This is a genomic window from Sorangiineae bacterium MSr12523, assembly GCA_037157775.1.
Lineage (GTDB): Bacteria > Myxococcota_A > Polyangia > Polyangiales > Polyangiaceae > Pendulispora > Pendulispora brunnea.
Genome location: CP089982.1, coordinates 1,859,095 through 1,885,351, shown reverse-complemented (window position 1 = coordinate 1,885,351; position 26,257 = coordinate 1,859,095). Strand labels below are relative to the sequence as shown.

At 65.5% G+C, this 26,257-nt stretch carries 21 protein-coding genes; 9 read left to right on the top strand and 12 right to left on the bottom strand.

All coding sequences use genetic code 11. The features are described from left to right. Positions 1-198: 198 nt before the first annotated feature. Both LZC95_07495 and LZC95_07490 read left to right on the top strand, forming a co-directional pair. Positions 199-1,404 (top strand): hypothetical protein, encoded by a 1,206-nt coding sequence (locus LZC95_07495; GenBank protein WXA96678.1) that lies wholly within the window; start codon positions 199-201, stop codon positions 1,402-1,404. An 81-nt stretch (positions 1,405-1,485) separates the two neighbouring features. Beyond that, positions 1,486-1,905, top strand: coding sequence for a hypothetical protein (locus tag LZC95_07490; GenBank protein WXA96677.1), 420 nt, complete (start codon positions 1,486-1,488; stop codon positions 1,903-1,905). A 321-nt stretch (positions 1,906-2,226) separates the two neighbouring features. Here the strand turns inward: LZC95_07490 and LZC95_07485 are convergent, their stop codons facing one another. Then, the gene (locus tag LZC95_07485) at positions 2,227-3,048 is read right to left on the bottom strand and encodes a hypothetical protein (protein ID WXA96676.1); all 822 of its coding nucleotides are present in this window, start codon (positions 3,046-3,048) and stop codon (positions 2,227-2,229) included. A gap of 173 nt (positions 3,049-3,221) precedes the next feature. Between LZC95_07485 and LZC95_07480 the strand changes: the two genes are divergently transcribed. After that, positions 3,222-4,001: a methyltransferase gene (locus LZC95_07480; GenBank protein WXA96675.1), complete on the top strand. Its 780-nt coding sequence runs from the start codon at positions 3,222-3,224 to the stop codon at positions 3,999-4,001. Between the two features lie 39 nt (positions 4,002-4,040). Beyond that, positions 4,041-5,366, top strand: a complete 1,326-nt coding sequence (locus tag LZC95_07475; protein ID WXA96674.1) for a hypothetical protein — start codon at positions 4,041-4,043, stop codon at positions 5,364-5,366. A gap of 1 nt (position 5,367) precedes the next feature. Here the strand turns inward: LZC95_07475 and LZC95_07470 are convergent, their stop codons facing one another. From LZC95_07470 to LZC95_07455, 4 genes are all read right to left on the bottom strand, one after another. After that, positions 5,368-6,300 carry a hypothetical protein gene (locus LZC95_07470; GenBank protein WXA96673.1) on the bottom strand — a complete coding sequence of 311 codons (933 nt, stop codon included), beginning with the start codon at positions 6,298-6,300 and terminating at the stop codon, positions 5,368-5,370. A 275-nt stretch (positions 6,301-6,575) separates the two neighbouring features. Continuing rightward, the gene (locus LZC95_07465; protein WXA96672.1) at positions 6,576-7,190 is read right to left on the bottom strand and encodes a glutathione S-transferase family protein; all 615 of its coding nucleotides are present in this window, start codon (positions 7,188-7,190) and stop codon (positions 6,576-6,578) included. Between the two features lie 70 nt (positions 7,191-7,260). Continuing rightward, on the bottom strand, positions 7,261-8,010 hold the full coding sequence (locus tag LZC95_07460; GenBank protein ID WXA96671.1) for a hypothetical protein: 750 nt from the start codon (positions 8,008-8,010) through the stop codon (positions 7,261-7,263). 72 nt (positions 8,011-8,082) lie between these two features. After that, entirely contained in the window at positions 8,083-8,598 is a 516-nt protein-coding gene (locus LZC95_07455; protein ID WXA96670.1) for a YXWGXW repeat-containing protein, read from the bottom strand. A gap of 88 nt (positions 8,599-8,686) precedes the next feature. Between LZC95_07455 and LZC95_07450 the strand changes: the two genes are divergently transcribed. The 4 genes from LZC95_07450 (at position 8,687) to LZC95_07435 (ending at position 16,478) form a co-directional block, all read left to right on the top strand. Beyond that, positions 8,687-10,708, top strand: coding sequence for a BamA/TamA family outer membrane protein (locus LZC95_07450; protein WXA96669.1), 2,022 nt, complete (start codon positions 8,687-8,689; stop codon positions 10,706-10,708). After that, positions 10,708-15,351 (top strand): translocation/assembly module TamB, encoded by a 4,644-nt coding sequence (locus LZC95_07445; protein ID WXA96668.1) that lies wholly within the window; start codon positions 10,708-10,710, stop codon positions 15,349-15,351. The genes LZC95_07450 and LZC95_07445 overlap by 1 nt, the downstream gene beginning before the upstream one ends. A 284-nt stretch (positions 15,352-15,635) precedes the next feature. Next, positions 15,636-15,896 (top strand): hypothetical protein, encoded by a 261-nt coding sequence (locus LZC95_07440; protein ID WXA96667.1) that lies wholly within the window; start codon positions 15,636-15,638, stop codon positions 15,894-15,896. 24 nt (positions 15,897-15,920) lie between these two features. Further along, on the top strand, positions 15,921-16,478 hold the full coding sequence (locus LZC95_07435; GenBank protein WXA96666.1) for a YaeQ family protein: 558 nt from the start codon (positions 15,921-15,923) through the stop codon (positions 16,476-16,478). Here LZC95_07435 and LZC95_07430 read toward each other — a convergent pair. Continuing rightward, positions 16,475-17,152: an oxidoreductase gene (locus LZC95_07430; GenBank protein WXA96665.1), complete on the bottom strand. Its 678-nt coding sequence runs from the start codon at positions 17,150-17,152 to the stop codon at positions 16,475-16,477. The genes LZC95_07435 and LZC95_07430 overlap by 4 nt on opposite strands. A gap of 131 nt (positions 17,153-17,283) precedes the next feature. Here LZC95_07430 and LZC95_07425 point away from each other — a divergent pair, with 131 nt between their 5' ends. Continuing rightward, positions 17,284-17,688: a hypothetical protein gene (locus tag LZC95_07425; protein ID WXA96664.1), complete on the top strand. Its 405-nt coding sequence runs from the start codon at positions 17,284-17,286 to the stop codon at positions 17,686-17,688. A 21-nt stretch (positions 17,689-17,709) separates the two neighbouring features. On the opposite strand, the gene LZC95_07420 is transcribed toward LZC95_07425, so the two are convergent. The 6 genes from LZC95_07420 to LZC95_07395 are packed head-to-tail and all read right to left on the bottom strand — an operon-like array spanning position 17,710 to position 26,179. Further along, positions 17,710-19,062, bottom strand: a complete 1,353-nt coding sequence (locus tag LZC95_07420) for a hypothetical protein (protein WXA96663.1) — start codon at positions 19,060-19,062, stop codon at positions 17,710-17,712. Continuing rightward, positions 19,059-19,511, bottom strand: coding sequence for a hypothetical protein (locus LZC95_07415; protein ID WXA96662.1), 453 nt, complete (start codon positions 19,509-19,511; stop codon positions 19,059-19,061). The genes LZC95_07420 and LZC95_07415 overlap by 4 nt, the downstream gene beginning before the upstream one ends. After that, a complete protein-coding gene (locus LZC95_07410; GenBank protein ID WXA96661.1) occupies positions 19,508-20,809 on the bottom strand; it encodes a radical SAM protein in 1,302 nt (433 codons plus the stop codon). Before LZC95_07410 ends, LZC95_07415 begins: the two co-directional genes overlap by 4 nt. After that, the gene (locus tag LZC95_07405) at positions 20,806-24,501 is read right to left on the bottom strand and encodes a glycosyltransferase (protein ID WXA96660.1); all 3,696 of its coding nucleotides are present in this window, start codon (positions 24,499-24,501) and stop codon (positions 20,806-20,808) included. The genes LZC95_07410 and LZC95_07405 overlap by 4 nt, the downstream gene beginning before the upstream one ends. After that, complete coding sequence (locus LZC95_07400) at positions 24,498-25,562, bottom strand: hypothetical protein (GenBank protein ID WXA96659.1); 1,065 nt, start codon at positions 25,560-25,562, stop codon at positions 24,498-24,500. The genes LZC95_07405 and LZC95_07400 overlap by 4 nt, the downstream gene beginning before the upstream one ends. After that, complete coding sequence (locus LZC95_07395; protein ID WXA96658.1) at positions 25,559-26,179, bottom strand: hypothetical protein; 621 nt, start codon at positions 26,177-26,179, stop codon at positions 25,559-25,561. The genes LZC95_07400 and LZC95_07395 overlap by 4 nt, the downstream gene beginning before the upstream one ends. Positions 26,180-26,257 lie beyond the last annotated feature (78 nt).

The following is a 26,257-nucleotide window of genomic DNA, read 5'->3' as shown; positions in this document are numbered from 1 at the left end:
ACGCACGTCGCACTCCGGATACGAGCTTGTCGCAGCAAAACCGCATGTTCGCTTGATGCGTAAATTCCCGCTCGAACTCTCTCCCTTGATGTAATGTCGCGACACCAAATCGCGTTCCGACCCTTGAACTGGGCAGCGGCAGGTCCCTCTTCGTGAGGGTCAGGAATTGGGTCCCCACGCATTCAAGGAGATCTTCCAATGAAGAATCGCTTCATGCCCGGTATCGTCGTCGCAGTCCTCGGTCTTCCCCTCTTTGCCAACGGGTGCAGCGACGATGCGAACAACCCGCTTTGCTGCAACGAATTCGAGGTGGGTGCAACCGTCGATGTCAACGTCGCGGGAACGGCGCAAGGGCGCGTGGCTGCCCAAGCGGTCGCAGATGTCGCCGGCATCGCAGCGGCGGCCGTGGACGATCTGACAACGGCTTGCCGAGGCATTGCGCAGGATCTCGATGCCCCTGCCGACAAGCAGGACGCCGCCGACGCAGAGACGAACAAGAACAAGCAAATGCAAGCATGGTGTAAGCTTGCCGTGGATCAAATTACCTCGTTCAAGGCCGGTGCGACCCTGACGGTGCAAGCCACCCCGCCCGTCTGTGAAGCCTCCATCAGCGCCAAGGCGGATTGCCAAGCGAAATGCTCGGTCGACGGGAAATGTGACGTAAAGGTGAACCCGCCGACCTGCACGGGCGGCAAGCTCGAAGTCGCGTGCAAGGGCGAATGCACGGCCAAAGCAGGAGCGACGCTTTCCTGCGAGGGTCAGTGCACGGGCAGCTGCTCAGGGTCCTGCACGGCGAGCGGCGGGGTCGAGTGCGCAGGCAAGTGCGACGGAACGTGCACGGCGAGTGCAGGCGGCAACGGCCCGCAGGCTGATGGAACGTGCAAGGGGAAGTGCTCCGGCACGTGCTCCGTGACGGCGCCCAACGTCCAATGCAACGGAAGCTGCAGCGGCACGTGCTCGGCCAGCTGCAAGGGCACCGCCGAGGCATCGGTCAAGTGCGATGGCGAGTGCAAAGCCGATTACGAGCCCATCTCATGCAAGGGCGGCAAGCTGGAAGGCGGCTGCCAGGTCGACGCGAAGTGCGATGCAAACTGCAGCGCCAGCGTGCAGGCCAAGGCGTCGTGCACGCCGCCGTCGATCGACATCAAGTTCAACGTGGACTCCGGCAAGATCGGCAAACTCGTGGCCACGTTGAAGGCGAACCTCCCCATCATCTTCTCCTTGAAGACCCGCCTGGAGGCCATGGTCGACATTACGGGGCAGGTGTCGGCCAACATCAACGCCATCGCCGACGTGAAGCCGGCCTGCATCCCGGCACTGGTGGGCGCCGCGGGCCAGGCGCTGGCGAACGTCAAGGACTCCGCTTCGGCATCCGCGAGCATCACGGCCAGCGTCGGCAAGTGATCGGCGTCGTGTGATCCATGGGCGGCGCACGCATTCGGGTGCGCCGCCCGTGTCCGTTTCTCGCACCTCATGAGCACGAATATGAATAAGACTTACCTTTGCGCCTTCTTATCTTGTGTCACCTTGGTTCTCACCGCCTGCGGCTCCTCCTCGGAGGACACCGGCACGACGACCAACGGCGTCAACGACGTCTCCAAGGCCTGCGCCACCCGCGCATCATGGACCCGCGAGACGTCCCCCAAGTGCATCGAATGCATCGCATTCGCCAAAGTGCCCCGTTGCGAATGCCAGGACGAGGAATACGCCGGCGCGTGCAGCACGCAACAATCCGCCAAGAACAACGAGCCCTCGTGCGAAGGCGTCGACGTTTGCGTCAATCGATGCGCCGCCACCGACTGCATCTGCGTCGATTCCTGCTACGCCGGCAAAGACACCTGCCGCCCCCTCGGCGCCGCCACCGACGGCTGCCTCACAGCAACCTGCGACGCCTATTGCCGATAGCGGTCCACGCGTTTTCTTTCAGGAGCAATCTCTGCGAAGGATTTACTCGCAACGGTTGCCCATGACCTCCCCGCTCACATTTCCGAGATCGAAAGAGGAGATCCGAAAGCTTCACCCCGAGTTCCCGCGGCTAAAAAAGGATTCCCCAAAGGGGTGTCCTCGGTCGATGTCAGTGATAAGGCAGTACATCACCGCAGAAACAGGCCGAACAGGTCACGACTTGTTCTTTGGCCGAACGGCACTCAATATATTGCCCTTCGTTACGCACATGATTGGAGCTAAGCCAAAATCCCGGGGGCGTGACGCTGTTTCCTAGTTGGCTTATCGCGAGGACTGCGTCGCCAAATACGTTTCGAAGAGCTGCGGGATGTATTCGAAGAGCAGTGCCGGCATGCCGGTGAGGCCGGCGATGGGGTGGAGGTCGGACAGCTCGTAGGCAATGGCCGCGCCGATGTACGTGGGCTTCCATTCGCGCACGTCGGTGAACCAGTCGTAGAAGGGGACGCGTAGGCGCGCGAGATCGGGGTGGATCAAGGGGCCATAGATGGCCAGTAGATCGAGCACGGCGGGGCGGTTGCGGAGGGCCCAGCGGTAGACTTCGGAGAAACCGAAGAAGCGTTGCTCGACGGTGGAGGCATATTGACCGTGGTTCTCGGCCACGGTGACGCCGTGGTCGGTCGAGGCTTGCTCGGCCTCGCCCCATGCGCGATCGTGTGGACCGCGGATCTTCAGCTCGCCCTGCAAAAGGCGCGTATCGTAACTTGCCCAGCGTTGCGAACCAGGATTGCCGGATGGATCGGTCCCGCGCCCCAATGCGATGGCCAAACCGCGTTCGACCCCCTCCAGGATGCCGGCGTCCACGTACGATACCCAAGTACCGGACGCGCCCCATTGCCGGTCGCGGAAAAACATGATGATGCCTTCGATGTTGCGCCATCGGTCCGATGCCCCGAACTGCGCCGCCGGCCCGCTCTCCATGGCTTGAAGGAACTGCAGCCGCTCGGGCATCGACATCGCATCGATGTCGGCAATCGAGCAATCCAACGAGGCCGCACACTCGCCCGGCGTCCTTCGATCCGCTGCCGCGGCATCCGCCGATACGAACGACGCGAGAAGAGCACACGCCAGGGCCGTCCAAGCCATTTTACGATATCGAGAGCCAAGCAACATTCGGCGAGCCTAGCTGCGAAAAAGGGACGACGAAAAGAGGCATCTCCTTGATGAGGTACGTCTGGCGCGTTACGCCAAAAATCGACGCCGCGATAAGGCATCAGAACGTGCGCGGTCGCCCTGCATCTCGTAGACCGTTCTACGGTATGGCTTACCTTCTCGACAACAAAGCCTCGCGTGAATTGGAACGACTCGAAGCTCTGCAGGCGGTGGCCGATCCCTTTACGATTCGACGGCTCGAAGCCATCGGCGTGCGCGAGGGATGGCGCTGCCTCGAGGTGGGCGGAGGCGGTGGGTCCATTGCGCGGTGGCTCTGTGAGCGGGTCGGCCCTGCGGGGCGCGTGGTGGCGACGGACATCGAGACGAGATTTCTCGATGCGCTCGATACGCCCAATCTGGAGGTGCGGCGGCATGACATCACGGCCGACGCGCTCGAAACGGGCGCGTTCGACGTCGTTCATGAACGATCGCTGCTCGAACATCTCCGTGAGCCGGAGCCGGTGCTGCGCAAAATGGTAACGGCGCTCGTACCCGGCGGGTGGCTCCTCGTCGAGGATTCGGACTACGGGTCATTTGGCCAAGTGCGGGGCGGCCACGAAGGCGTTTTCACCAAGGTGAGCGAAGCCTTTTTGAGCCTTCTCGCGTCGGGAGGTCACGACCGCATGCGCGGAAGAAAACTTGGTTGCTTGGTGCGTGAACAAGGGCTCGAAGATGTTCAATTCGAAAGCCGGGCAACGGAATGGGGTGGCTCGCGGCCGCTGACCCCCGTATGGGCCCTTGCGATCGAACACCTCCGCCCTCGCATGGTCGACGCGGGGCTCGTCGGCCATGGCGACATCGATGCGTTTCTCGCGTTGATACGGAATCCGGATTTCGTGGGGCTCACGGCATGCGGGTGCGCCGCCTGGGGAAGAAAACCGGTTTGAGACTGTCACCGGTCCACGATTGGACCTACGTGCCCTGCGATGCTCGACTCGATTCGTTGGCTTCCCCTCGGGCTCGTCCTCGGCTGCGCGCCGGCGCCGACCCAACCCGCCCTCGTTCCCGTACCACCGCTTGCCCATATCGATGAAGCGCGTGCCGAAGCTTATTTCACCGAGGCAGCCACATTGTTCGCGCGCGACGACGGGAAACTCTGGGGCCTCCATCTCGATGGGCCGATCTTGTTCCTCGACCCCGAATCGCGGGAGGTGGTCGCCAATCGAGCCGATGCCCAAGGCCAACTCGTCGCGCGAGGCCATCTCTTCATCGGCCATGTCGGCAACGATGTATCGCCGGCCAACTCCGCGCTGGAATGGGCCGGCGTCCGCTGGACCGAGGTGCTGTGGCCTCTGCCGGAAGATGCCCCCGCCCGCAAGCGCCTCATGGCCCACGAGGCCTTTCATCGGCAGCAAGCCGCCCTGCGGATCCCGATGGACGACTCGGGCAATGCGCATCTCGATGCCCTGGAAGGCCGAATCCTTTTGCAGCTCGAATGGCGCGCCCTCAAGAAGGCCGTGCTCGAGCAGGGCGCCCCGCGGCAGCGGGCCATCGAGGACGCCCTCGTCTTTCGCGCGCGCCGTCGCGAGATCTTTCCAACGGCGGCGCAGGACGAGCGCGCCCTCGAAATGAACGAGGGGCTCGCCGAGTACACGGGCACTACCCTGGCGTCGAACTCGCCCGCCGAGCGCCGTGCCGTAGCGGCGCAACTGCTCGACAAGGGTCCCGCAAAGCCCTCGTTCGTGCGCTCGTTCGCGTATGCGTCAGGCCCTGCCTATGGGCTCCTGCTCGATGAAACCGGCGTCCCCTGGCGGCGGTCCCTGAGCCCCGCGAGCGATCTTGGCGCATTGCTCGCGCACGCCACGGGCGCTCGGCTGCCGCCCAAGCTCGAAGCCGAGTCCGCGAACCGGCAATCGAGCTACGACGGCGCCACCTTGCGCGGGACCGAAGGCCGCCGGGAGGAGGCACGCCTGGCGCGCGCAGCGAGCTACCGCGCGCGCTTCGTGGAAGGACCGCACCTCGTCATTGCATTGCGCAAAAAGCAAATCTCGTTCGACCCGAATCAACTCGAGCCCCTGGGCGACGCCGGCACCGTGTACCGTCAGCTGCGCGTGAGCGACGAATGGGGCGTGCTCAGTGCTTCCACGGGTGCCCTCCTCTCCGAGGATTGGACCACCGTCACGGTATCCACGCCCGCCGATCCAGCCGCCCACCCTTTGCAAGGCGACGGCTGGACACTGCAGCTCTCTCCCGGCTGGACACTGAAGCCGGGTGCGCGCAAAGGCGACTTCACGCTCGCGGGCCCGCGATAGGCTACTTGCAGCTATCGTCGTCGCCCGTGTTCCACTGGCAGCCGTTGGCGCAGACTTGGATGACGCTGGTCGATACGCCATCGGAGCCGCACCGGTAGAGCGTATTGGCGTCGCCATCCACCACGTCGCCACCGCAGTAGGCGCTGCCGGCCACACAACGGCATCGATCGTCCTGGCCCGCGGGGGCGATGTAGCAGCCATGCGAGCACGCGCGAATCACAGTGGCCGATTTGCCGTCCGAGTTGCAGCGATAGAGCGTATTCGCGTCGCCCACCACCTTGTCGCCACCGCAGTAGCGGCCCCCGGCGGTGCAGCTGGTCGTGCCACCGCCACCGCCATTCTGTACATTTCGCACCGCCGTGATTTCCGCATCGCTGATCGGGCAAATATCGTCGATCGCGTTGTTCGCGAGACCATTTCGCTTTTGATAGAACGAGCTAATCTGATTCTTCAGCGACTGCTTCAACACCGGCGTCCCCGCGTAAACCGCGTGAATGTGCGCGGAAAACGTGGGCGGAACGCGCGACCATGCGGCGAAGCCCTCCATGCGGAGCTTGTGAACACGGGTGCAGGGCGTGGAGGTCGACGTAACGTCCGTCGCCGCCGAATAACTCGTTCCCGGCTCCGGGCAGTGCGTTCCCACGGAAGCCTCGGCGTCGCCATAAGTCTGCGTAAGCTGCGAATCGGTAACGCCCGCGCGTTTGATCGCCGAATACGCGGCGGGATACATGTAGGACGGCGAAGTCGAATGCCCGCAGGTATAAGGCGCGGCGCAATAACACGTCGCGAGGGCGCTCTGGCCAGTGGCGACGGCGCCCTCTTCGCCTATCTCTTCCTCGCCGGGCGCACTCGCCTCCTCGCGGGCGGAAGAACAGCCTGCAGCAATCGGAAAAACGAACAGCAAGGCAGCAGCAACGGTCGTGATCGTCCTCATGGCGCGTACCCCTTTCCGTCGGCGGATTTCCAAATTTCGCTGGGGCGCATGCGGCGACGACCCAAGCCAAGAAATCCTTCTGCACCAGTGGTAGCAACGGAGGGGATTGAAAACAATCCTCCTTACGGGGGTGATTAATCCGATCATGCCCCGTGAATTCAGCCTTCTCGAATGGATCAGTCATTCATCGAATGAGGCACTCGAATCGCATGATATCCAGTTCGGGGCGCATCGAGATACTGCCCAATGCGCCCTTCGTAACTCAGTGGGTCAATTCATCCCGCGCTGCGCTTCCACGCGTCGAGCGTTTGAATACGCGCGAACCATGCTTCGATGTTCGGAAACTCCGCCACGGGCAACTCTGCCATTTTCGCCACCATCAGTGGACAGGAAATGGCAATATCCGAAAGCGATATCGCATTACCACTCATCCACTCTCGCTTGGCGAGATGCGCGTCGAGCACCTTGGCGAAATCGCGAAAGAAACCTTCGCCGCGCTCGATCTGTGCGGGATCCGGATCGCCAGCGCCGATGAGCTTTTTGACGACCCTTTCCCGATTGATCATCGATATCGCGATTCCCCAATGGTTCGAACTCCAGAATAGCCACCGATTCACGTCGGCCCGGGCGCGAAGCTCCGTTGGATAAAGCGTTTGGCCGGGTGTCCTGTCGGCCAGATAGGCCATGATGGCCTGCGACTCGTTCAACGCGAAGTCGCCATCGACCAGCACCGGCACCTTGCCGTTGGGGTTCATGGCCAGCAGCTCGGGTTTGCGCTGCTCGCCTTTGGCGAGATCCACGTGAATCACCTCGGGCGCGAGCCCGAGCTGCAACGCGGTCATGAGGGCCTTGCGCGAGTTGAACGAGTACGGGGAAAAATAGAGTTTCACGGTCTGCCTCCTGTCGAAAGGAGACACTGGCACCCTCCGATGACAGGGGAGTGTCAGTTTTTCGCGAACCTCACTCCACGGCCAGATCCGTGTACGTACCCGGACAGGTGCCACCAACGGCGCGCAGAATCGACTGCAGGAACGCAGGCGACTTGGGCTCGTCGAAGTGCGACACGTCGGGAAGCTCGACGAAGCACGCCCCACCATCGAGCCGCGTGATGCCCGGCGTGTCCTTCGTGCTCCGATACGCGAAGTAGGCCACGTTCCCGGGCGTGTCATCCCCGGCGTTGAGGTCCTTCAAAAAGGCACTCGACGGGCACATTTGGCCGCCGTTCGTTTCGGCCAGGATGCATGCCACCGAAAAGCCATACTGAGGCGTGCCGAAGGCCACGTACGACCGCACGTTCGCCGCCCCGCCCATGCGCTTGATGTAGTAGCGCATCGACAGCCCCGCCATGCTGTGACCGACCAGATGGACCTTCTCGGCCTTGGTCTCTCGCCTCGCCGTGTCAACGATGTCGGCGATGGCCCGCGCGTTGACGATGTTGTCTTCACCCGCAAACGCGCCCACGTAGGTGGGATATCCCGCGCTCGCGAAACCATCCCGCATCGTGGCCATATCTTTGCGCGAGGCCGCCCAACCATGCAGGAGAATCACCGGCTCGCGCTCACTTTCCCCGGTTTTTGTCGGGCCTGCGCGCTCGATGGTTTCCGCATCGTGTCGTCGTCGTTCGTTGGCCGCCGACACCCATGTGCCGACACCGAGGGTCACGAAGGTGACCGTCGCCAAACCGAGTGCAAGTTTGCGGACGATGGGCATGGGGCCTCGTGCTCCACGGTTGGGAGCCGCATCGACGCGAATCATTCACGACGACGGCGCGAGTTTCAACCCCTACTCGAGATCCTGCCCCGTCGCTGTCGGATCGCCCTCCGGATCGACCACGTCGCCGGGGCTCGCTTTTCCAACGGCCAGCGCGGAGGGCTCCGCGACCTCGCGGCCCGTCCGCTCGTCGCGCCATCGTCCCTCGGCGACGAACAGCGTGCCCGAATCGTTGCGTATCAGCGCACGTGGCGAGAATGCCGTTCCGGATGCAGGAATGACCCATCGGCCACGTTTCCATGCCCACCGACGACCGTGCCACGTCCACTCGCCGTCGACCCAAACGGCTTCATCGCGTGGCTTCGTGGGTACGAACTCGACACGGGCGGGCGGCGGCGGATACGGAACCTCCACCAATTCGGCCGAGGTTTGCCGAACGTACGGCGGATGCGGAAGCCGCGCATAGCCGCAGCCAACCGCACACGTGCACCATGCAAGCACGACGAATACGAGCCGCATCAACGTGACGCGCGAGCACGCTGCATGCCGGGCGCTCTGCGATCGGCCTCGCTGTTGCTTTGTACCCATGGTTGCGGTTTTCCGCTTGAGATGCGGAGTCCTTCTCGGACTCGCTGGATTTCTCGCGTTGCTGGTGTGTCTGACCGGCTGCGCGTCCGTGCCGAAAGGTCGCGCGGCGGTCGATGCCGTGAACATCCGCGGCGCACGCAACGTGGACGATTCCGATATTGCCGAAAAGCTCGCCACGAGCCCCAGCCCGAAATTCTTGTCCCTCTTCCGCGGGGTCGTCTTCGATTACGAACTTCTCGATCGCTTCGTATTGCAGCGCGATCTCGCGCGGGTGGAGCGCTTTTATCGCGCGCGCGGGTACTACGACGCCCGGGCGATGGCAGGCCAGGTCATCGAGACCGGCAAGGGGCACGTCCGCGTCGAGGTCATCGTCGATGAAGGTCAACCGGTCCGCATCGAACATGTCACCGTGGAGGGCATCGAGGGACTCCCACCGCCGGTGCGCGACGCCGCCTTGAAAGCCGCCGCAGGGCGTTTGCCGCACAACCAGCCCTTCGCCGAAGACGACCTCACGACCGCGGAAGGTGATGTGCGGCGCGCGCTCAGCGATCGCGGATACGCGTACGCCAAAGTGACACGCGCCGCCGCCGTGGACCTGGTCCGTCACACGGCCAAAATCGTTCTGAGCGCCACGCCGGAGAAGCCCGCACGCTTCGGCAAGGTGACCATCGAGGGACTGGGCGAGCTGCCGGCTGCACCCGTGCGGCGCGCCATGGATATCCAGGAAGGCGAACCGTATTCCGAGGCCGATCTCGACAGCGCGCAGCAAGCTATTTTGGAATTGGGCGTCTTCGCTTCGGTGGAAATGAAACCGGATTTGCGCACCCCACCGCCGGACGACCACGTGGTGCCGATAACCGTCAAAGTCGAGCCGGCCCGACTTCGCACCGTGCGGCTCGGCGGCGGCTTCGAATTCGACCAATTGCGCGCGGACGTCCACGGGCTCGTGGGTTGGGAGAGCAAAAACTTCCTCGGCGGGTTTCGCAGCTTCCAAGTCACCCTGAAACCCGGCCTGGTGTTTTATCCAACGCGCATCAACAACCTGGTCGCGCCGGAGCGTTTCTTCCCCGAGGAAAAGCTGCGCGCCGAGCTTCGCCAACCCGGCTTTCTCGAGGCGCGCACCACGGGCTTCGTCCGCCCCGAGTTCAATGTATTTCCGGTGCTTCTGAATCCCGATGCAAAAACACCGGATCCGGTATTGGGGTATGCCGAATTCCGAGGTTCGGTCGGTGTCGATCGCACGATTTGGAAGCTGTATGCTGCGTTATCCCAAAATGTGCAAATCGATATCCCCTTCATGTACCAGGGTGCCAAAGACCCGACGCTTTCCAACATCGTGGTCAGCTACCCGGAGCTTCTGACCCAGCTCGACTTTCGCGACGATGCCGTGCATCCGCGAAAAGGCATCTTCCTGGGAAACGATCTGCAGGTGGCCGGGCTCGGCGGGAACGTGCGCGACATTCGCGTGCAGCCCGAGATCCGCACGTACATTCCGGTGGCCGCGAAAGGCTCGTTCGTCACACGCCTGTCCGTCGGGTTTCTTTTCCCCTCGAACTACGGAGACGCCGTGCGCGATCCGGCGCGCGCCCAATTGCCGCAGGATGCCGATCGCACGCGGGATCTTCAAGTCATGTTCTTTCGAGGGTTCTTCTCCGGCGGCTCCACCTCGAATCGCGGTTATCCGTTCCGCGGGGTGAGCCCGCATGCGTTCGTGCCTTTTTTGAATCCGGAGACGGCGGCGGCCCAAGTGCAAAGCGCATGCGTACCTGGGTCCACGGATCCGAATTGCACGATCCCCATTGGGGGATTCACGCTTTGGGAATTTCAGAACGAACTGCGCTTCGTCATCAATGGCCCCCTGGCTGGGGCCGTTTTCTGTGACATGAGTGACGTCTCCCCGCAAACTGTGGACATTCGCCTCACCCACTTGCATCTGTCGTGCGGCGTCGGGGCGCGTTACGACACACCGGTCGGTCCCATTCGATTGGATATCGGCTATCGAATTCCGGGACTTCAGGTGCTCGGCGGCCGAACGCGCGACGAAAAGACGCCGCAGGACCTCTTCGGCATTCCAATTGCCATTGCTTTCGGCCTGGGAGAGGCGTTCTGATGCGATCGCGACGCGTTCTCGGCATTCTTGGTACGGTCGTAGGCACCACGGTCACGTTCGTCACGGCCACGGTGGCCGGTGCGCTTTTGCACCTCGATTTGCCGGCGACGCGGCGTGTCGCGGCCCATCAGATCCATGCCCTGTTGGCGCAATCGCTCAAGGGACGCATCGCCCTCGAGCGCATCGCGCACCTCGGGCTCGATGGCGTGCGCGGCGTGCGTGCTCAGGTGACCGATCCGAGCGGACAACGCGTGTTGCTGGCCGACGGCGTGGATGCGCGGCTATCGGCCATGGCTGTGCTGAAATCCGCACTGCTTGGAAAAGGCGATATCGAGATCACCGTGACGAAACTCGATATCGCCTATCTGGAGGCGAATCTCGACGACGACCAGAGCTCCGAGCACGTGATGCGTCTGCTTCGTGCATTCGAGCCCGTCGAGCCCCCCAAGCCCGTGCCGCCCAAGCCACCGGATCCCACCGCGCGCGGGCTGCGGCTCTTCTTTCCGCACGCATCCCTCACGCATGGCTGGGTGCACGGCACCATGGCGGGTGCGCCCGCACTGGACGTCGATGCCGATGGGCTTTCCGTCCGGGTGCTCGTCGCGCCGAAGGACACGCGCATCGATTTGGATGGCGCGCACCTCGCCGCGCGCGGAATGCCCAATCGAGCCAACCCGCATGGGAATGCCGAGTTCCACTTGGCCATGCCCTCGCACAGCGGCGAGTCGATGGAGCTCACCGGGCGGTTCGATGGCGATGCAGGAGGCGTCCCTGCGCACGCGCACGCGCGCATGAATGGCGATCGCCTGGATGCGGTGCTCGATGTACCGCGCACCGAAGCGGAGCGGCTTCGCGGCATGTTCGATCCGCCGCCCGTCCGCGAGCCGTTCGAGGCCCATGCCGAGGTGCATGGCGAGCTGTCGCGCCTCGAGGCCAAAGCGCACGTGACCGCAGGCCCAGGCGCGGTCGACGTCACGGGCACCGTAGGCCTCGGCGCCGACCGCACCCACGTCGTCGCGCACGTGGCCGCACGCGATGTGGACGTTCGCGCGTTCTCGGAGACGGCGCCGGCCTCGAAGCTTGCCGCAACCAGCGAAATCGAGCTGGCCATCGGGCCCCAAGGCGCGCTCTCCGGCGTGTACACCTTCGATGTGCTGCCCGGCTCCTTCGGGCCGAACGCCGTCCCGCCGGCGCACGTGCGGGGACGCTTCACGGAAGACAGCGCCCGCGCCGAGGGCTCCATCGAGGAGCGCGGCGCGCCCGTCGCCTTCGAGGCCACCATGCGCCCCGTCGGAGAGCACCATCGGGTCGACTTCGCTGTCTCCAGCAACGTGCCGGCGGTGGAGCGCGTCCCGCGGCTCGAAAGCCTCACGCGGGGCTTGGCCGGTGCGTTCGATCTGAAGGCCACGGGAAGCGTCGACGTCGAGGGCCAAACCCTGGACGCGCGGCTCCAAGCCAACGTGCGCGATTTCGCCTACACCGATACGGCGCAAGTGGCCCGCGCCACCGTCGACGCACGGGCGACGGGCACCTTCTCCGCGCCCCGCATCGATGCCAGCGTCCACGCCAGCGACGTCGTCGCGGGCGGCTACGATGTTCGCACCCTTGGCGTGCGCGGCTCGGTCGATCCCGTGCACCAAGTCGTCCGAAACGCGCGCGTGACCCTCGACCGCAACGGCGAAACCGTGTCCGTCAACGTCGACCGCCTGGTGGCGGCCAATGCTTTGAAGGTCGATGGCCTCGTCATTTCGGGCCTGGGCGCGCCGGCGCACGCCTCGCTTTCGAAAAGCGCGCATGGCCTGACGGTGCACGCCAAGGCCGACGGGCTCGATCTGGACCGCATGGCCCGCCTGCTCGATGTCCAGGACAAAGTCTCGGGAGGGACGCTGGCCTTCGCCATCGACGCAAGCCTCGCGGAGCGCACGGCGAAGGGGCGCGTGGACCTGTCCGTGGAAGACGCCACCGTCTCCGAGCTGCAACACGGCAACGTGGAGCTTGCGGCGGTCCTGAACGACGACGATCTCGACATCGGCGTGAAGGCCGACTTCGCGGAGGCGGGGCACATCTCGCTGCGCAGCACGAAGGCGAAGTTGCACGGGACGAAGGGTCCGCTCGACGTCGCAGCGTGGAAAGGCCTCATCGGCCGTGCTGCACTGGACGGCGAGATCGACTTGGAGCGAATCGCCTCGCTCGTGCCGCCCAACCAGCGGCCCTTCGGCGAGATGAAGGGGAAGCTCGACGTCACGGGGACCCTGCGCCGCGATTCGCCGACCGTGGCGCCCGAGATCAGCCTTTCCACCCAGACGCGCGGGCTGGTGCTCGCCGGCACGCAACCCGAGACGCCGCCGCCCGTGGGACGAACGAAGGTCGTCGCACCGCCCGCCTGGCGAAGCAGCGACGTCGATGCAGCGCTCAATCTGCGCGTGGATGCGACCAGCGGCCACGCCGAGCTGTCCGCGCGCCTCGTCGATGCACATGGCCCCTTGATGAATTTCGACGCCAAAGCGGAGCTGCCCTACAACGAGCTCTGGAGCGATCCCGATCCGGCCCACGCGATGGCGGAGCTGGAAAAGGTGCCCTTCGAGGCGCGTTTCCAGGTGCCCCGCCGCAAGGTCGCCGATCTTCCGCCGGCGCTTCGCACCAAAGGAATGCCCGGGAACCTCGAGTTGAATCTGTCCGCCTCGGGCAACGCGCAGGAGCCGCGCCTCGCGATCGATGCGCGCCTTTCCGACTTCAAGGTCGAACCCGGGACCCGCACGCCGGCGACGGACACGCGCATGAACGCCTCCTACGACGGAAAGCGATTCGAGACCACCGTGCGCGTGAACACGCTTCCAGGCACGGAGGTCCTCACGGCGAAAGCTCAAGCCAACGTGAACATCGAGGATCTGCTCCATCCCGTGGCCGGGCGCGAGCTGCCATGGGATGCGGATCTGCAGGCAAAACTGGCCAACTTTCCGCTGCAGAGCGTGTCGCAATTTTCCGATATGCAGGTGCGCGGAACGATGCGCGGCGAGCTGGCCGTGCAAGGCATTCACAAGGATGCCCGGGCGCGCGCGCGCCTGGACATCGAGAAGCTCGCGGTGGGCGAGGCGCGCTACAAAGGCGGATTCATCGAGGCCCATGCGGGCGGGCCCGAGCCGACGGAAGCCGTGGTGCGGTTCGACCAGGACGACGGATTCTTCGAGGCGCGCGCCCGCGCCACGACGACATGGGGCGCGGCCGTGGCACCGGCACTCGACGAGAGCAAACCGGTCGAGGCCAACGTCTCCGCGCAGCACTTCCGAGTTGCCGCGCTGGAACCCTTTCTTGCGGGCGCGGTGAGCGATCTGGACGGATACCTCGATGCGAAAGCGCAAGGTCGATGGGATCCCCGTTCGAAGGACGCGAAGATGAGCGGCCAGCTCGCCTTCCGCGAAGGCGTGGTCAACCTGCCCGCGCTCGGCGACGAGCTGCACGGCGTGCGCGCGACGGTGAAGCTCACCGAGGACGGCCGCGTTCGCGTCGATGACGTGGTGGCGCACGGTACCGAGGGCAGGCTCTCGGCCAGTGCGGAGGCCAAGCTGGCCGGCACCAAGCTGGAGCACGCATCCGGCAAGGTGCACATCCGCGAACGCGAAGCGCTGCCGCTGGCCCTCCAAGGCGAACCGATCGGCGCCATCTATGGCGATGTGAGCGTCGACCTTCGCAACAGCCCCGATGGCCGCACCACCACGATGAACGTGAACATCCCCAGCTTCCACACGAAGCTGCCGCCCACCGGCGGGAACAGTGTGCAAGATCTCGAAGCGCGCAACGACATCCAGATTGGCGTCGAGCGCAAACGCGACGAGCTGACCAAGCTACCGCTCGATCAAGAGGACTACGAAGGCGGCGAAGCAAAGACCACGAACGAGCCACAGACCGTCACGACGGTCAACGTTCACCTGGGTGACGATGTCGAGATTCGGCGCTCCACCGATGTGAAGGTCGGTGTAACCGGCGATCCTCGAATCCAAATTAGCGGCGAAAAGACGAAAATGACCGGACGGCTCCGCCTTACCGGCGGATTCATCGAGCTGCAGGGTAAGAAGCTCGAAATCGAGCGCGGCACGGTATCGTTCGTGGGCGAACCGAACAATCCCGAAATCGTGGTGACCGCGCGCTGGAATGCCCCGGATGGGACTTTGGTGTACGCCGATTTCGTCGGCCCGCTCAAAACGGGGAAAGTCAATTTGCGGTCGGAGCCGCCACGGCCCAAGAACGAGATCGTGGCGCTGCTGATGTTCGGCACCGCGGAGGGCTCACAATCGACGCCGTACCCGCAGCGGCAGCCCGATGGAACCGTTCGCGCCGTCGGGATGGGCGGCGCCTATGCAGCACAAGGGCTCAACAAAGGCATCGAGGATCTCGCAGGGACCGATCGCATTACGGCCCACATCGACACAACGCAATCGGCCAACCCGCGCCCGGAACTGGAGTTCCAATTGTCGCGCAGCCTCGCGGTGAAGTTGGGCCACGCGCTGGGCGTGCCGCCGCTCGATCGGCCCGATCGCAATTTCTTGATCATCAGCTGGCGCGTGAAACGCAATTGGACGCTGGAAACGACGTTTGGCGATCGAGGAACCTCCATCGTCGACGGTGTCTGGCAACGACGCTATTGACGCTGCGCGCCATGAGCGCCATTTTTTGAAACGATGACGAAACGTAGCGCAGCGTTGGGACATCGAAACGCTGCTTCGACGAAGCTACCCGCTCTGCTGGTTGGAGCTGGTTGGCGTTGGAGCCGCGCACTTTTTTCTCTCTGAAAAACGGCCCGCGTGCGCATTGGCTATGCAATGATGCGATGTCCGTTACGTTGCATGTACGGGATCGACATTGCGATCCCGGCAGTGCGCGGATTACGACGAATCGCCGGCGGGGTTTCTCGTCGGGGGAGGAACCCGTCATGCAGAAGACAAAGATGTCCGAGCTCGAAGAGAACCTCTCGCGCATGCACTCGCTTCGCCACGAAGTGCGCGTGCGCATTCATCGTGCGGGCCGAGAAGAGCTCGTCGAATGGCAAACCCTGGAGCCCGAGACGATCGAGATCGATCGCGGGCATCGCCGGCCGGCGGAGCTTCGCGTGAGCCTCGAGAGCATCATCGAGCGGCTGTCGAGGCTGCGCTCGTCGTTATCCGAGCGAAACTCGCACGCCGAGAGTGCCTAGACGATCCGCTAGGATGGGCCAGCCATGGCCCTTACTGCGACAATACATCGAGTCGAGATCGCCCTGTCGGATGTCGACCGCGGCGTTTATGAGTCCTTGGATTTGCGGGTGGCGCGGCATCCTTCGGAGAGCCTGCGCTACATGCTCACACGCCTCTTTGCGTATGCCCTCTCGTACGAGGAAGGCATTGCCTTCAGCAAAGGCGGGCTCTCCTCCACCGACGAGCCGCCCATTGCCGTGCACGATCCGACGGGGCTGCTGCTCGCGTGGATCGATGTTGGCGCGCCCTCGGCGGAGCGGTTGCACAAGGCCTCGAAGGCCGCCAAGCGGGTGGCGCTCTATACGCACGCGGAGCTGACCTTGCTTCGGCGCGAATGGGCCAAGAAGGAAATTCATCGCGCGGCCGACATCGAAGTATGGCGGCTCGAGCCGGCATTTCTCGACGGGCTCGAGGCGAGCATCGAGCGGCACACCCAATGGGAGCTGGTGCGAAACGAGGGACAGCTCTACGTGACGGCGGGCAAGCTGACGCGGGAGGGAACGATCACGCGCCGTACTCTGGTCGAGCTGGTCGAGCGCTAAACGCTGGCCTCGCGCGGAACGAGGGACTGAATGCCGTCGAACGTGTGAATCCGCTGCCCCGGCTCTCCCTGCACGAGCGAGCGCACCATCGCCGCGGCCACGGTGGAGGCCTCGATGGGGCGGTATTTGCGCAAGGGGCCGATGAGGGCATTGGACACCCCGCGCGTGACGGCGACGACCATCGCTTCGCTGGGGCGGCGCACGTTGCGCTGCCCGACGAGGAAGCTGGGGCGGAAGATCTGCAGGACGTCGTAGCCGAGCGCCTCGACGTCACGTTCGGTCTCGCCCTTCACGCGCAGGTAGAAATTGCGCGACCGCACATCGGCCCCCATGCTGGAGACGAGGGCGAAGCGCTTGGCACCGCGCTCCTTGGCGAGGCGGGCCACCTCGACGATGTAGTCGTGATCGACTTTGCGGAACGCTTCGTTGGAGCCGGCGATCTTTCGCGTGGTCCCTAGGCAGCAATAAACGTCGTCGCAACGAAACGCGTCGGGGTGTTCGTCGAGCCGATCGAAGTCGACGAGCTCCTCGCTCAACTTCGCATCGGCCACGCCGAGGGTGCGGCGCGTGAGCACGACCACGCGGCGGTATTGCGGTTCGGACCGGAGAAGATCGAGGCAGTGATTCCCCACCAGTCCCGTGGCACCTACGATGAGCGCAGTGCGTGAGGTCATCCGGCCAAGGGTTATGCTCCTGCGCCCTGGAAAACGCACCCCCAAAACGAACGAGCGCCACTTCGGCTCAAGCGTGGCCAACTTGGAATGATTCCAGAGCCTCCAATTCGTGAGTAGCATTCGCGATCACCATGACCCGATTTGGACTTTCCTTGTTGTTCTTTGTCTTGGCTTTTTGCACGGCCTGCAGTCGTGAGCGCGCCGACGCCAAAGAAGACAAGCGCGAGGCGACTCAAACGACCGGTGCGACGGCCAGCTGGGTGCCACCCGATGGCAAATACGAGCGGGTGCAGATCAATGGCCTCACCGTGCCGATGATTGAAGTGATGGAGAAGGGCACGGTCGTGCTGGTCGACACGGACGGCGTGAAGCCTCGCACCTGGGAAGAGCAGTTCAAGCGAAAGGGCAATATCGCGCCGGGGACGTTCGACCTTCACAAGACGAACACGAACAAGAACGACACGTTCAGCGACGACGAGGTCGACCGCCAAGGGCTCTGGGTGATCGACGCCAAAGGGAACATCACGCAGAAGTGATCTCGCAGGAATGATGGGGCTTCAATAAGCGAAGCGCTTGGCGAAGGCGACGGCCATGGCGGTGGCGTCCTGCGGAGTGGTGCTCTGCGATCGTGTCTCGGTGATGCGCCAGGCGAGGTTTCGCACGAGGGAGACGACTTCCTCCGGTGTGCCGGGGCATACGATGCACTCGAGCGCGTAGTCCGCAGCCAACGCGGGCTGGTTGCCCGCCTCGTGTGCGAGCAGGTGCCGCAGGTGGAAGAAGCGCTCCACGAAGCCCGGCAGCACGTCCTCCGTCTGAACCATCCCCGCCAGGGCGACGGCAACCTTGACCTCGTCGGCAAGAAGGTTGCGCCGGGAGAAGAGGAGCTGCAGCGTCATGGACACGCGGCGCACGATCTCGTGCACGGTGCCAGCGGATAGCATCACGCGGGCGGCGTGTTTGTAGACGAGCGCCCCGGCGTTCGGAAGCAACTGCGTCAAGCCGCGCACGAGCTCCAGGAAGCGCGCCACCGCCGATTCGCGCGGCTCGTACGCGAGCAACGCCTTGGCGGCCGAGGCGAGCTCCGGCCCATCGCGAAGGCCGGCTTGCACGAGCGCGCGGTGGGCCTGCTGGAGGGCGCCCATGGTGTTGGCCATGTTGCCGAACTTTCCGACATTGCGGGCGCAGGTCACCGCGATGTCGGGCGGCTGGTTGTGGCGCAACACCTCGCGATAGGTGCCCGTCGCCTGCTGCGCGGGCAACCCCGACTTGACCAGGCCGACGAGGATCTGCGCGCGGTGTTTGCGCACCGGAGGAACATCCTGCGAGAGCGCGGTGAGGTTCTTCACGAAGGCGTCCATCTTGGCGGACGTCTTGTCGAACACCTTGAGAAAGGCGGAGAACTCCACGGGCTCGAATCGGGCGAGGCGGATCTCGAGCTCCTGGCGCATGCTTCGACCGCGGTGGGTGATGGCGTACAGCTCGCAGCCCAGCGACGGACAGGCCACGTACATCGCGCCCTCCGGGATCAGCGCGCGCTGCTTGTCCAGCGTGAGCAGTTTCGCACCTTCCTCGCGATCGGAGAGCCGGCCGAGGGCGTAGCGGATGGCAATGCGGGCCTGCTCTTGGGCGCGGAGCTCCTCCTTGCCCGTGCGGATGCGGTACCACTCGTCTTTGAGCTTCGACTCGATGTCGGTGAGCGCCATCTTGAGCGAGACCGTCGACAGCGCATCATCGAGTTCCGGCACCGTGGCCTTCAGCTGATGGATGCGCGTGAGCGCGTGGAAATGCTCGGGATCGGCCTCGACCATGGCGCCGGCCTTGATCAGGGTGTCGATCTCCTTGGCCTCCGCGACGAGCTGATTCGTCTCGAGGCCCCGCAAGATCGCGATGGCCCGCCCGCACGTCATCATGGCGAGTTCCCTTTCATCGAAATCGAGAGAAGCAGCGCCTGCTCCGGCGCGCCGCGCGACGAGAGAACCACCGGGCCCTCGCGCAAGGTGGCGCGGGCCACTTCGAGCACGCGAAAGATGCGCGGCTGCACGTGCTCGGGCGACGGATCGCGCCCGTTCCACACGAGTTGAACGCCGGCCACACCGGCCCGCCGCGCCTCGATGATCCAGGCTTCGAGGTGCCGCGCGTTGGCACGGGTCACGCGAATCACCGCGATGGCGCCAGCCAGTGTCTCCGGCGCGGCGAGCAGTTGGGCGAGCTTTTTTCGCGTGCGAAAGCGAACGACACGCAGGGCCGGCAGCTCGGACGGCATGGCGGTACGAATGGCCTCAGCGATGGCTTGGTTCAGCGCCCGCGAAAGCTCGGGATCGGTCACGGCCACGCGCACGCGTTCGACGAGCGGAATCACGAGGCGGCCTCCTTGCGAAAGAAGCAATTGTTCATGCACGTGAGCGGGCAGCTCTCGACGAGGGCGCGCGTGTGCGCGTACGCCTCGCTGTTCCAGAGGGGGCGCAGACGCTGGAAGCGTGCATCGCCGTGGGACCATGGGAGGCGGTAGCACGGTTTGATCTGGCCGCGATGATCGACGGCAAGGAACGACTCGCCGACATGGCACGTCACACCGAGCGCCTCGCGGGATGGGTCGGCGAAATAGCGACGGAACAGCGCGAGCCGCTCCAGAGAAGCATGCATGAAACGGCCGTATTCGGCTTTGAGGGCAAAAAGCTCTTCGAAGACGCGCTCGAGCTCGACGCTCTGCACCGGCCAGAAGCGCGACATCGCACCAATGTCGTCGCGGCGCACGATGGCCTCGGCCTTGAGAAAGCCGTGTTGCAGGTTGACCGGCTGCAGGTTGATGCCGTTGCAGCCTTCTTCGCGGGCGCGCCGGACCAGCGCCGGCATTTCGCCGAGGTTGTCGCGCTGGATCACGCTGGAGACGTTCACGCGGAGCTTCGACTGAGGCCGGCCATCGCGCGCACGCACCAGGCGCCGCACCGCGCGCCATGCATGATCGGCCGCGGTGGGCACGCCCACGATGGCGTCGTGCGTGCCCTCCGTCGCACCGTGGATGGACAGGGAGACGGAGACGTTGCGGTGGGCGAGCTCGCCGGCCATCTTCTCGGAGATGGGGAAGCCGTTCGAGGTGATGGTCACCAGGTGCTCGCGCGCGTTCGCGTAGGCCACGTGCTCCAGCATCGCGGGATCGCGAAAGGGCTCGCCCGCCCCGGTGAGGGCCACGCGGCGGATGCCCCACTCCGCGGCCTCGTCGATCAGCGCGCGCACGTCGTCGACCGAGATGGTGTGCGGATCGCGCCGCGTGGCGCGGTTGCCGCACATGACGCATTTCAAGCCGCAAAGGTCGTTCGTCGAGATATCCAACGCCGGCGGCGGCAAGACGTAGGGCCGCCCATTGCTCATGGAAAACGCAAGCTTCTCGGGCCGCTGCTGGAGGATGCGCCGCAAGGTGGGCACGAGCACGCCTTCGTCGGCCACCACGGTTCGATCTGGCGCCTCATCGCGCGCGGGGAGCACCACCTCGAGCGCGGTCGTGGCATCGAGCTCGCGCGCCGCTCGGGATAGCAGCCCGATGTTCGCAGCATCGACGCACCAACGAATCGCGCCCCCAGGCTCATTCAGCGCGCGCTCGTAGAGAGCTCGCGCCGCACCCGGTTCGTTCGGGGTGCCGCCTTCGAAGAGCGCCATCATGGTGCGCCCACCTCCTCGACGGCGGCGACGAGATCGTGTGTGCCCCCGCGGCAGGTGCTGCACACGGGCATCGAGGCGCGCCCGTCGAGCATGGCGGCACGGAAGGCGCGGTATTTCTCGCCGCGCCAAATCTCGGCAAACGATGTTTCGAATACGTTGCCCATGACGAACTCCGCCCCCATGTCGGGCCGGAGGTAGCAGCACGGCGTGACGGAGCCGTCCACGTTCACCACCGTGTGGTCCCATGCCATCGTGCAGAAGGGATGCCGGCGGTTGTGCGAGCGACCATCGGCGCGGTAGCGCGAAAGAAGCAGCTCCTTCGGAACGAGGTGCCGGCTTTCGTCGTCCTCGGCGTTCACCGTTTTGATGCGCAGGCGATCGACGCCCAGCTCGTGCGCGAGGCGGCGCATTTCGGGCAGTTCGTGCTCGTTGTGCCGCATGGCGATGAACTGCAGCTCGATGCGTGGTTTGGTCAGTTGGCGGCGCTTCTTCTCGGCGCAGAGCCAGGCGACGTTCGCCTTGACCTTGGCGAAGTCGCCGCCTTTCCGAAACGTGGCGTAGGTCTCCTGGCTCGCACCGTCGACGCTCAAAATGAGCACGTCGAGGCCGGAGGTGAGGAGCGCCTGGCCGCGTGCCTCGGTCAAAAAGTGCACATTGGACGAGACCTTCACGACGCGCACACCGGCGCTCTTGGCGCGCGCGATCATCGCAGGGAGTTCGCGGTGCAAGAGTGGCTCGCCGTAGTTCCAAAGGGCGAGGTTCTTCATCCGCGGCGCGAGCTCACCGATGACCGCGTCGAATTGGCGCAAGCTCATGGGAGGAAGCGGCGCAATTTTGCCCTTCCCCGTGGGGCAGGTGGGGCACTCGAGGTTGCAGAGGTTCGTCGGTTCGAGCATGCCGGTTTCGGGGCCGCCCGCGGGCATCTCGGACAGGTAGCGCATCAACTCGGGTGGCGGCACGACCAGGATGCCGCGCTCGCGCAGGGCCTTGCGCAGGGCATGCGCTTCGGTGACGGCCGATAGTGCGAGTTCGCTCTGCTCACGCGCTTCCGTGGTCAGGAAGATGCGCACCGAGCGCACCTTGGCCAGCGCCGCATCGGGCAGCTGTCGCAGCTTTTCCAGGAGCGCCGGGCCGAGCGCGTGGGGCACACCGTGCACCAGCTCCACCGATTCGACGCGCGGGAGCGCGTACACCGCGAAGTCCGCATCGAGAAACCGCCGCAACTTCATCTCGACGCGCGGCGCGTGGCCCAGGGTTTCGCAATCCGCGAGCGCGTCGGGCAAAAGCCTCGCCCCGGTGCCCATCGCGCGCAGCCGCACGATTTTCCCGCGCGCGATGTGGCCCTTCATCAGCTCGAGCCGCCTCGCCCGCTCCCGTCGTCGTTGGCCTGCGTGCTCGCGCGCCGCGTGCACGAGGCTCGGGCCAGGGAGCGCTTGCCTCGCGTGCCCCAGCCGAGCTTCCCATAAGGCCACCACGCGCTCCACGGCCTGCGCCTGTGAGAAGCGCGACACGACCCGCGCACGCGCATGCTGGCCGATGGCCTTCGCATGGTCGCGATCTTCGAGAAACCGCAGTGCAGCCTGCGCCAACGCCGCATGGTCGCCCTTGGGCACGAGCACGCCGCTCACGCCGTCTTCCACCGCCTCGGGCACGCCACCCACCCAGGTGGCCACCGCGGGGATGCCGCTCGCAGCGGCCTCGAGCAACGCTACGCCAAAGCCCTCGACATCGGTCTGCTCGTCTCCGTCCGGGACCAGGATGAAGACGTCCGCGAGCCGGTAGAGCGCGGGAAGCTCGCTCTCCGGTACGAAGCCCGCCGCCACCACACGCCCCCCGATGCCCAACGAGGCGGCGTACGCGAGGAGCTCCGCGAGGCGTTCGTCGCTTTCGCCGGTGAAGACGTATTTCAAGCGCGGACGCTGCGTCGCCACCGCCGCGAGGGCACGCAGCACGGTGCGATGCCCCTTTCGAAGCGCAAGGCGCGATACGGTGAGCCATACCTCGTCGTCCGGCTGCAACCCGAGTCGGTGTGCGAGCGCCTCGTCCCGCGGGCCCGGCGCGAACCGATCGACGTCGACATGGTTTTCCACCACGCGAATGCGCTCGGACGCCACCCCTGCATCGCGCGCGGCCTGCGCCGAGAAGCGCGACACGCAAAGCACCGCATCGGCTGCGGACAGCCCGCCGGTGACCGCCGCACGGTACGCGTCCGGCTCACGACCATGGTGCACCCACGGCGCGAGCAGATCGTTGCCGTGCACATGGGCGGTGACCACACTGGGCAGGGCCGCGCGCAGCGCCGGTACCCATGGCCCGAGCCCGGCGTGGCAAAGGTGAACGACGTCGGGCGCTTCCTCGAGGGCCGCGTCGATCGTCGTGAGCAGGTCCGCCTCCAAGTCGATACCCCGCCCGCCGAGGGGCGGCGCATACAGCGGGCGCACCACCCCCGCGGGAAGGCCGCTCGCCGTCGCCGCCCCCAGCCGATTCATCGTGTAAACGCGCACCTCGACGCCACGCGCGAGCAGCCCCTCGGCGAGCGCACGCGCCACGGTCTCCATCCCGCCCACCCTGGGCGCAAAGTCGTGCGCGACAAGCACCACCCGACGCAGCGGCCCCGGCCCACGCCACACCGGACGAAGCACGGCCTCCGCTGCCTCGCGGTTTCGCGGCACGAGAGGGTACGCATCGTGGGCGCGCCGCATGGCTTCGAGCGCCCCCGGTGTCGTCAGCAGCGCCTCGATCCGATCCGCGATGGACCGCGCTTCCGGGCGTGCCATGACCGCCGCACGCGCACGAACGAGCCGTTTCGCCCGCGCCCGTTGATCCTCGGCCTTGCGAAATCCCGGAATCAAAATGGCCGGCTTGGCGAGTGTGCGGATCTCCGCAATGGCGTTGTACCCCGCCTGCGAAATCACCAGGTTCGCGCGTGCCCAGAGCCCCGGCAGGTCGGCCACCGAGCGCCGCATGGTCAGGCCGGGAAAATCCTCGGCGTGGGCGGGCATTTCCCCGTAAGGACCGAGCACGAGCACCGTTTCCAGGCCCGGGATGCGGGCCCGCGCGAGAAGGTGGCCATCAGCCACCGCCCGCGTGTAGCGCGCGGCATCGAGGGGCTGCCCGCCGCCGCCCGCCATGGCCACGACGCGCGTGCCCTCCTGCGGTGCCACGTTGCGCGCGGCCAGCGCATGCGTGCTCACCACGTGGCCCACGATGGACAGGGGCGCGCTTTCGAGCGGCATGTTCACCTCGTCCGCATCGTGCGGCACCACGATGCGGTCGAACCACGCGGGTGCGCCGCTCGCGAGGAAGGCGCGCAGGGCATCGGGACGCAATTCACGCAACACGAGCACCGCACGCGGGCCGCGGAGCTGCCGAACCACGCCCATGGGTGCATGGGTGTCGAAGACCACCAGGTCCGGCGCGAACGTCTCGAACACGGCGAGAAGGGCCGCCTCCTCCAGCGCGGGCGGCAGCGCCGAATCGACCCGCCGGGGATCGGCGTGCGGTTCGTGTAGCCTCGGAGGAAAAGCCACGAAGTCGATTCCGGCGCGCGTGAGCATCGATGGATCGCGCGCGTTGGTCACCACCAGGATGCGCGCCCCGGGCACCAACGCCCGCACCTCGTTGGCCAGGGCCAGGACGCGCACGAGGTGCCCGAGCCCCACGCCGTTGATCGCATGAAACGCGATCTTCACGTCGCCCCCACCAGGTCCAACAGCGCTCGCGCCGCCTCGTCGGCACCGCCCGAGGGCAGCTCCACGCGTGGTCCGGCCTCGAACCATGCCATGGCCTCGCGCAAGCCCTCCTCGTCGAACCGCTCCAGTGCGAACGCCAGTGAGGCATCGGCAAAGCGCCGAACGCGCGCGGCCTGATCGTCGAACGGCCGCGGCATCGCGAACAGCGCCGACGGGATGCCCGCCTTCACCAATTCGTGCGCGGTGTTGTACCCCGCCGCGGAGAACGCCGCGTCGAACGCAGCCAGCCACGGAGCCATCGGCGCAACGCGCGTGCCGCCTGCGCCCGGAGCGAGCGGGCCCGCCGCGACCACGGGGAACACGCCCTGCGGCAATGCCTTGACGATGCGGGAGGCGCACTGCGCCGCCTCTTGATCGGCCCCGCCTCCGGCTGCCACCAACACGGCGAACGCATCTTGCGGCACACCGAACCGTGCCCGTGCGGCATCCCGATTCTCCGCGTCCGCGGGCTCCGTCAGGGTGATGGACGGCACGTGCGCGGTGCGCAACGGCAGGCGCAAGGTCTCGTCGCGGAATGGATCGTCCGCCACGATGGCTAGATCGTATCGCTCCAGTCCGCGCGCCAGGGTGGGGTGGTCGAGAACCTCCCGCGGCACGCTTCGACGCACGATGGCGCGCTTGGCGCGCGAAGGCATGCGCCCCGACGACAAGAGCCCCGCGAGCTCACCGTGCGGCCCCGATGGAAACGTATCCACCACGAGAAGATCCGGCCCGAAGGCATCGGCCACGCTTTCGAGGGCTGCACCGGTGATGCGTCGGCGTTCGACGTCGGTCAATCCTGCGCGACGCCCGGAGACCGGCGCCGGCAGACGCACCACGGCCACTTGCTCGCTTCCGAGCTGGTGCGCTTCCGAGGTGGTCGCGAGCAGCAACGCCGGGGTGAAGCCGCGCCGCTGGGCCAGCCGGGAAAGCCCGCGCGCGACGGCCAACACGCGCATCACATGCCCTGCGCTCGCGCCGTCGTTGGCCACGAGCAAGATGCGCAAAGTCCGCGTGCTCACGAGATGTCGTAATCTCCTTGATCCGGCGCGTGGTGGCCGATGTGATCGGCTTCGTTGTCGAGATCGACCAACGCCACCGGCATGGGGTTGTCGCCTTCGTAGAGCGGGTCGTCCTCGAGATCGTCCCGGTCCGACTCGACGTGCCCGAGGTATTGCGGCCGCGCCGTCATTCGTTGGTGGCGCGTACGCCGCGGCGGTCTCTGATCTTCCCAGACATACGTGTAATACGACGCCCCCAAATCGGTGAACGTGCTCCAGTGCGTCCACGGATCGTGCAGCAGGGGCCACAAGAACGGATCGAGCCCGCGCGAGGCGATGTACGCGCGACGATCGGGCGGGCTCAAGCCGCGCTGGCGAAGCTCATTGTAAAAATCGCCCGCGCCGTTGGGACGATAGACGGCCTCGATGGCCGCGATGCCTCGCTCGGTGAGGCGGTAGCGATCGTGAAGAGGCCACACGCGGTCCCACCGGGCGATGAAGCCTTGCTCCTCCAGATCTTCGAAGACGGGTCGCTGCGGATGGTCGTCGGGGATGGGCCACTCGATGATGTCGCCATCGTAGAGATGACGGAGAATGAGGTATCCAACCGCGCGGGACGCGGGATCCGTAAGCGCCATGCTCGCCTCCAGCGATGGTTTCGACCGTCGCCCGGCTAGGGTTTCGCGTCAACGCGATCTTTTGGCTGCGTCAAAGCG

Bases quoted from the DNA above. Each gene is read 5' to 3' on its own strand.
- LZC95_07460 (WXA96671.1), bottom strand. From the start codon at position 8,010: ATGCCCATCGTCCGCAAACTTGCACTCGGTTTGGCGACGGTCACCTTC.
- LZC95_07395 (WXA96658.1), bottom strand. From the start codon at position 26,179: ATGGCGCTTACGGATCCCGCGTCCCGCGCGGTTGGATACCTCATTCTC.
- LZC95_07480 (WXA96675.1), top strand. From the start codon at position 3,222: ATGGCTTACCTTCTCGACAACAAAGCCTCGCGTGAATTGGAACGACTC.
- LZC95_07455 (WXA96670.1), bottom strand. From the start codon at position 8,598: ATGGGTACAAAGCAACAGCGAGGCCGATCGCAGAGCGCCCGGCATGCA.
- LZC95_07490 (WXA96677.1), top strand. From the start codon at position 1,486: ATGAATAAGACTTACCTTTGCGCCTTCTTATCTTGTGTCACCTTGGTT.
- LZC95_07440 (WXA96667.1), top strand. From the start codon at position 15,636: ATGCAGAAGACAAAGATGTCCGAGCTCGAAGAGAACCTCTCGCGCATG.
- LZC95_07475 (WXA96674.1), top strand. From the start codon at position 4,041: ATGCTCGACTCGATTCGTTGGCTTCCCCTCGGGCTCGTCCTCGGCTGC.
- LZC95_07420 (WXA96663.1), bottom strand. From the start codon at position 19,062: ATGATGACGTGCGGGCGGGCCATCGCGATCTTGCGGGGCCTCGAGACG.
- LZC95_07425 (WXA96664.1), top strand. From the start codon at position 17,284: ATGACCCGATTTGGACTTTCCTTGTTGTTCTTTGTCTTGGCTTTTTGC.
- LZC95_07410 (WXA96661.1), bottom strand. From the start codon at position 20,809: ATGATGGCGCTCTTCGAAGGCGGCACCCCGAACGAACCGGGTGCGGCG.
- LZC95_07435 (WXA96666.1), top strand. From the start codon at position 15,921: ATGGCCCTTACTGCGACAATACATCGAGTCGAGATCGCCCTGTCGGAT.
- LZC95_07430 (WXA96665.1), bottom strand. From the start codon at position 17,152: ATGACCTCACGCACTGCGCTCATCGTAGGTGCCACGGGACTGGTGGGG.
- LZC95_07470 (WXA96673.1), bottom strand. From the start codon at position 6,300: ATGAGGACGATCACGACCGTTGCTGCTGCCTTGCTGTTCGTTTTTCCG.
- LZC95_07445 (WXA96668.1), top strand. From the start codon at position 10,708: ATGCGATCGCGACGCGTTCTCGGCATTCTTGGTACGGTCGTAGGCACC.
- LZC95_07485 (WXA96676.1), bottom strand. From the start codon at position 3,048: ATGGCTTGGACGGCCCTGGCGTGTGCTCTTCTCGCGTCGTTCGTATCG.
- LZC95_07495 (WXA96678.1), top strand. From the start codon at position 199: ATGAAGAATCGCTTCATGCCCGGTATCGTCGTCGCAGTCCTCGGTCTT.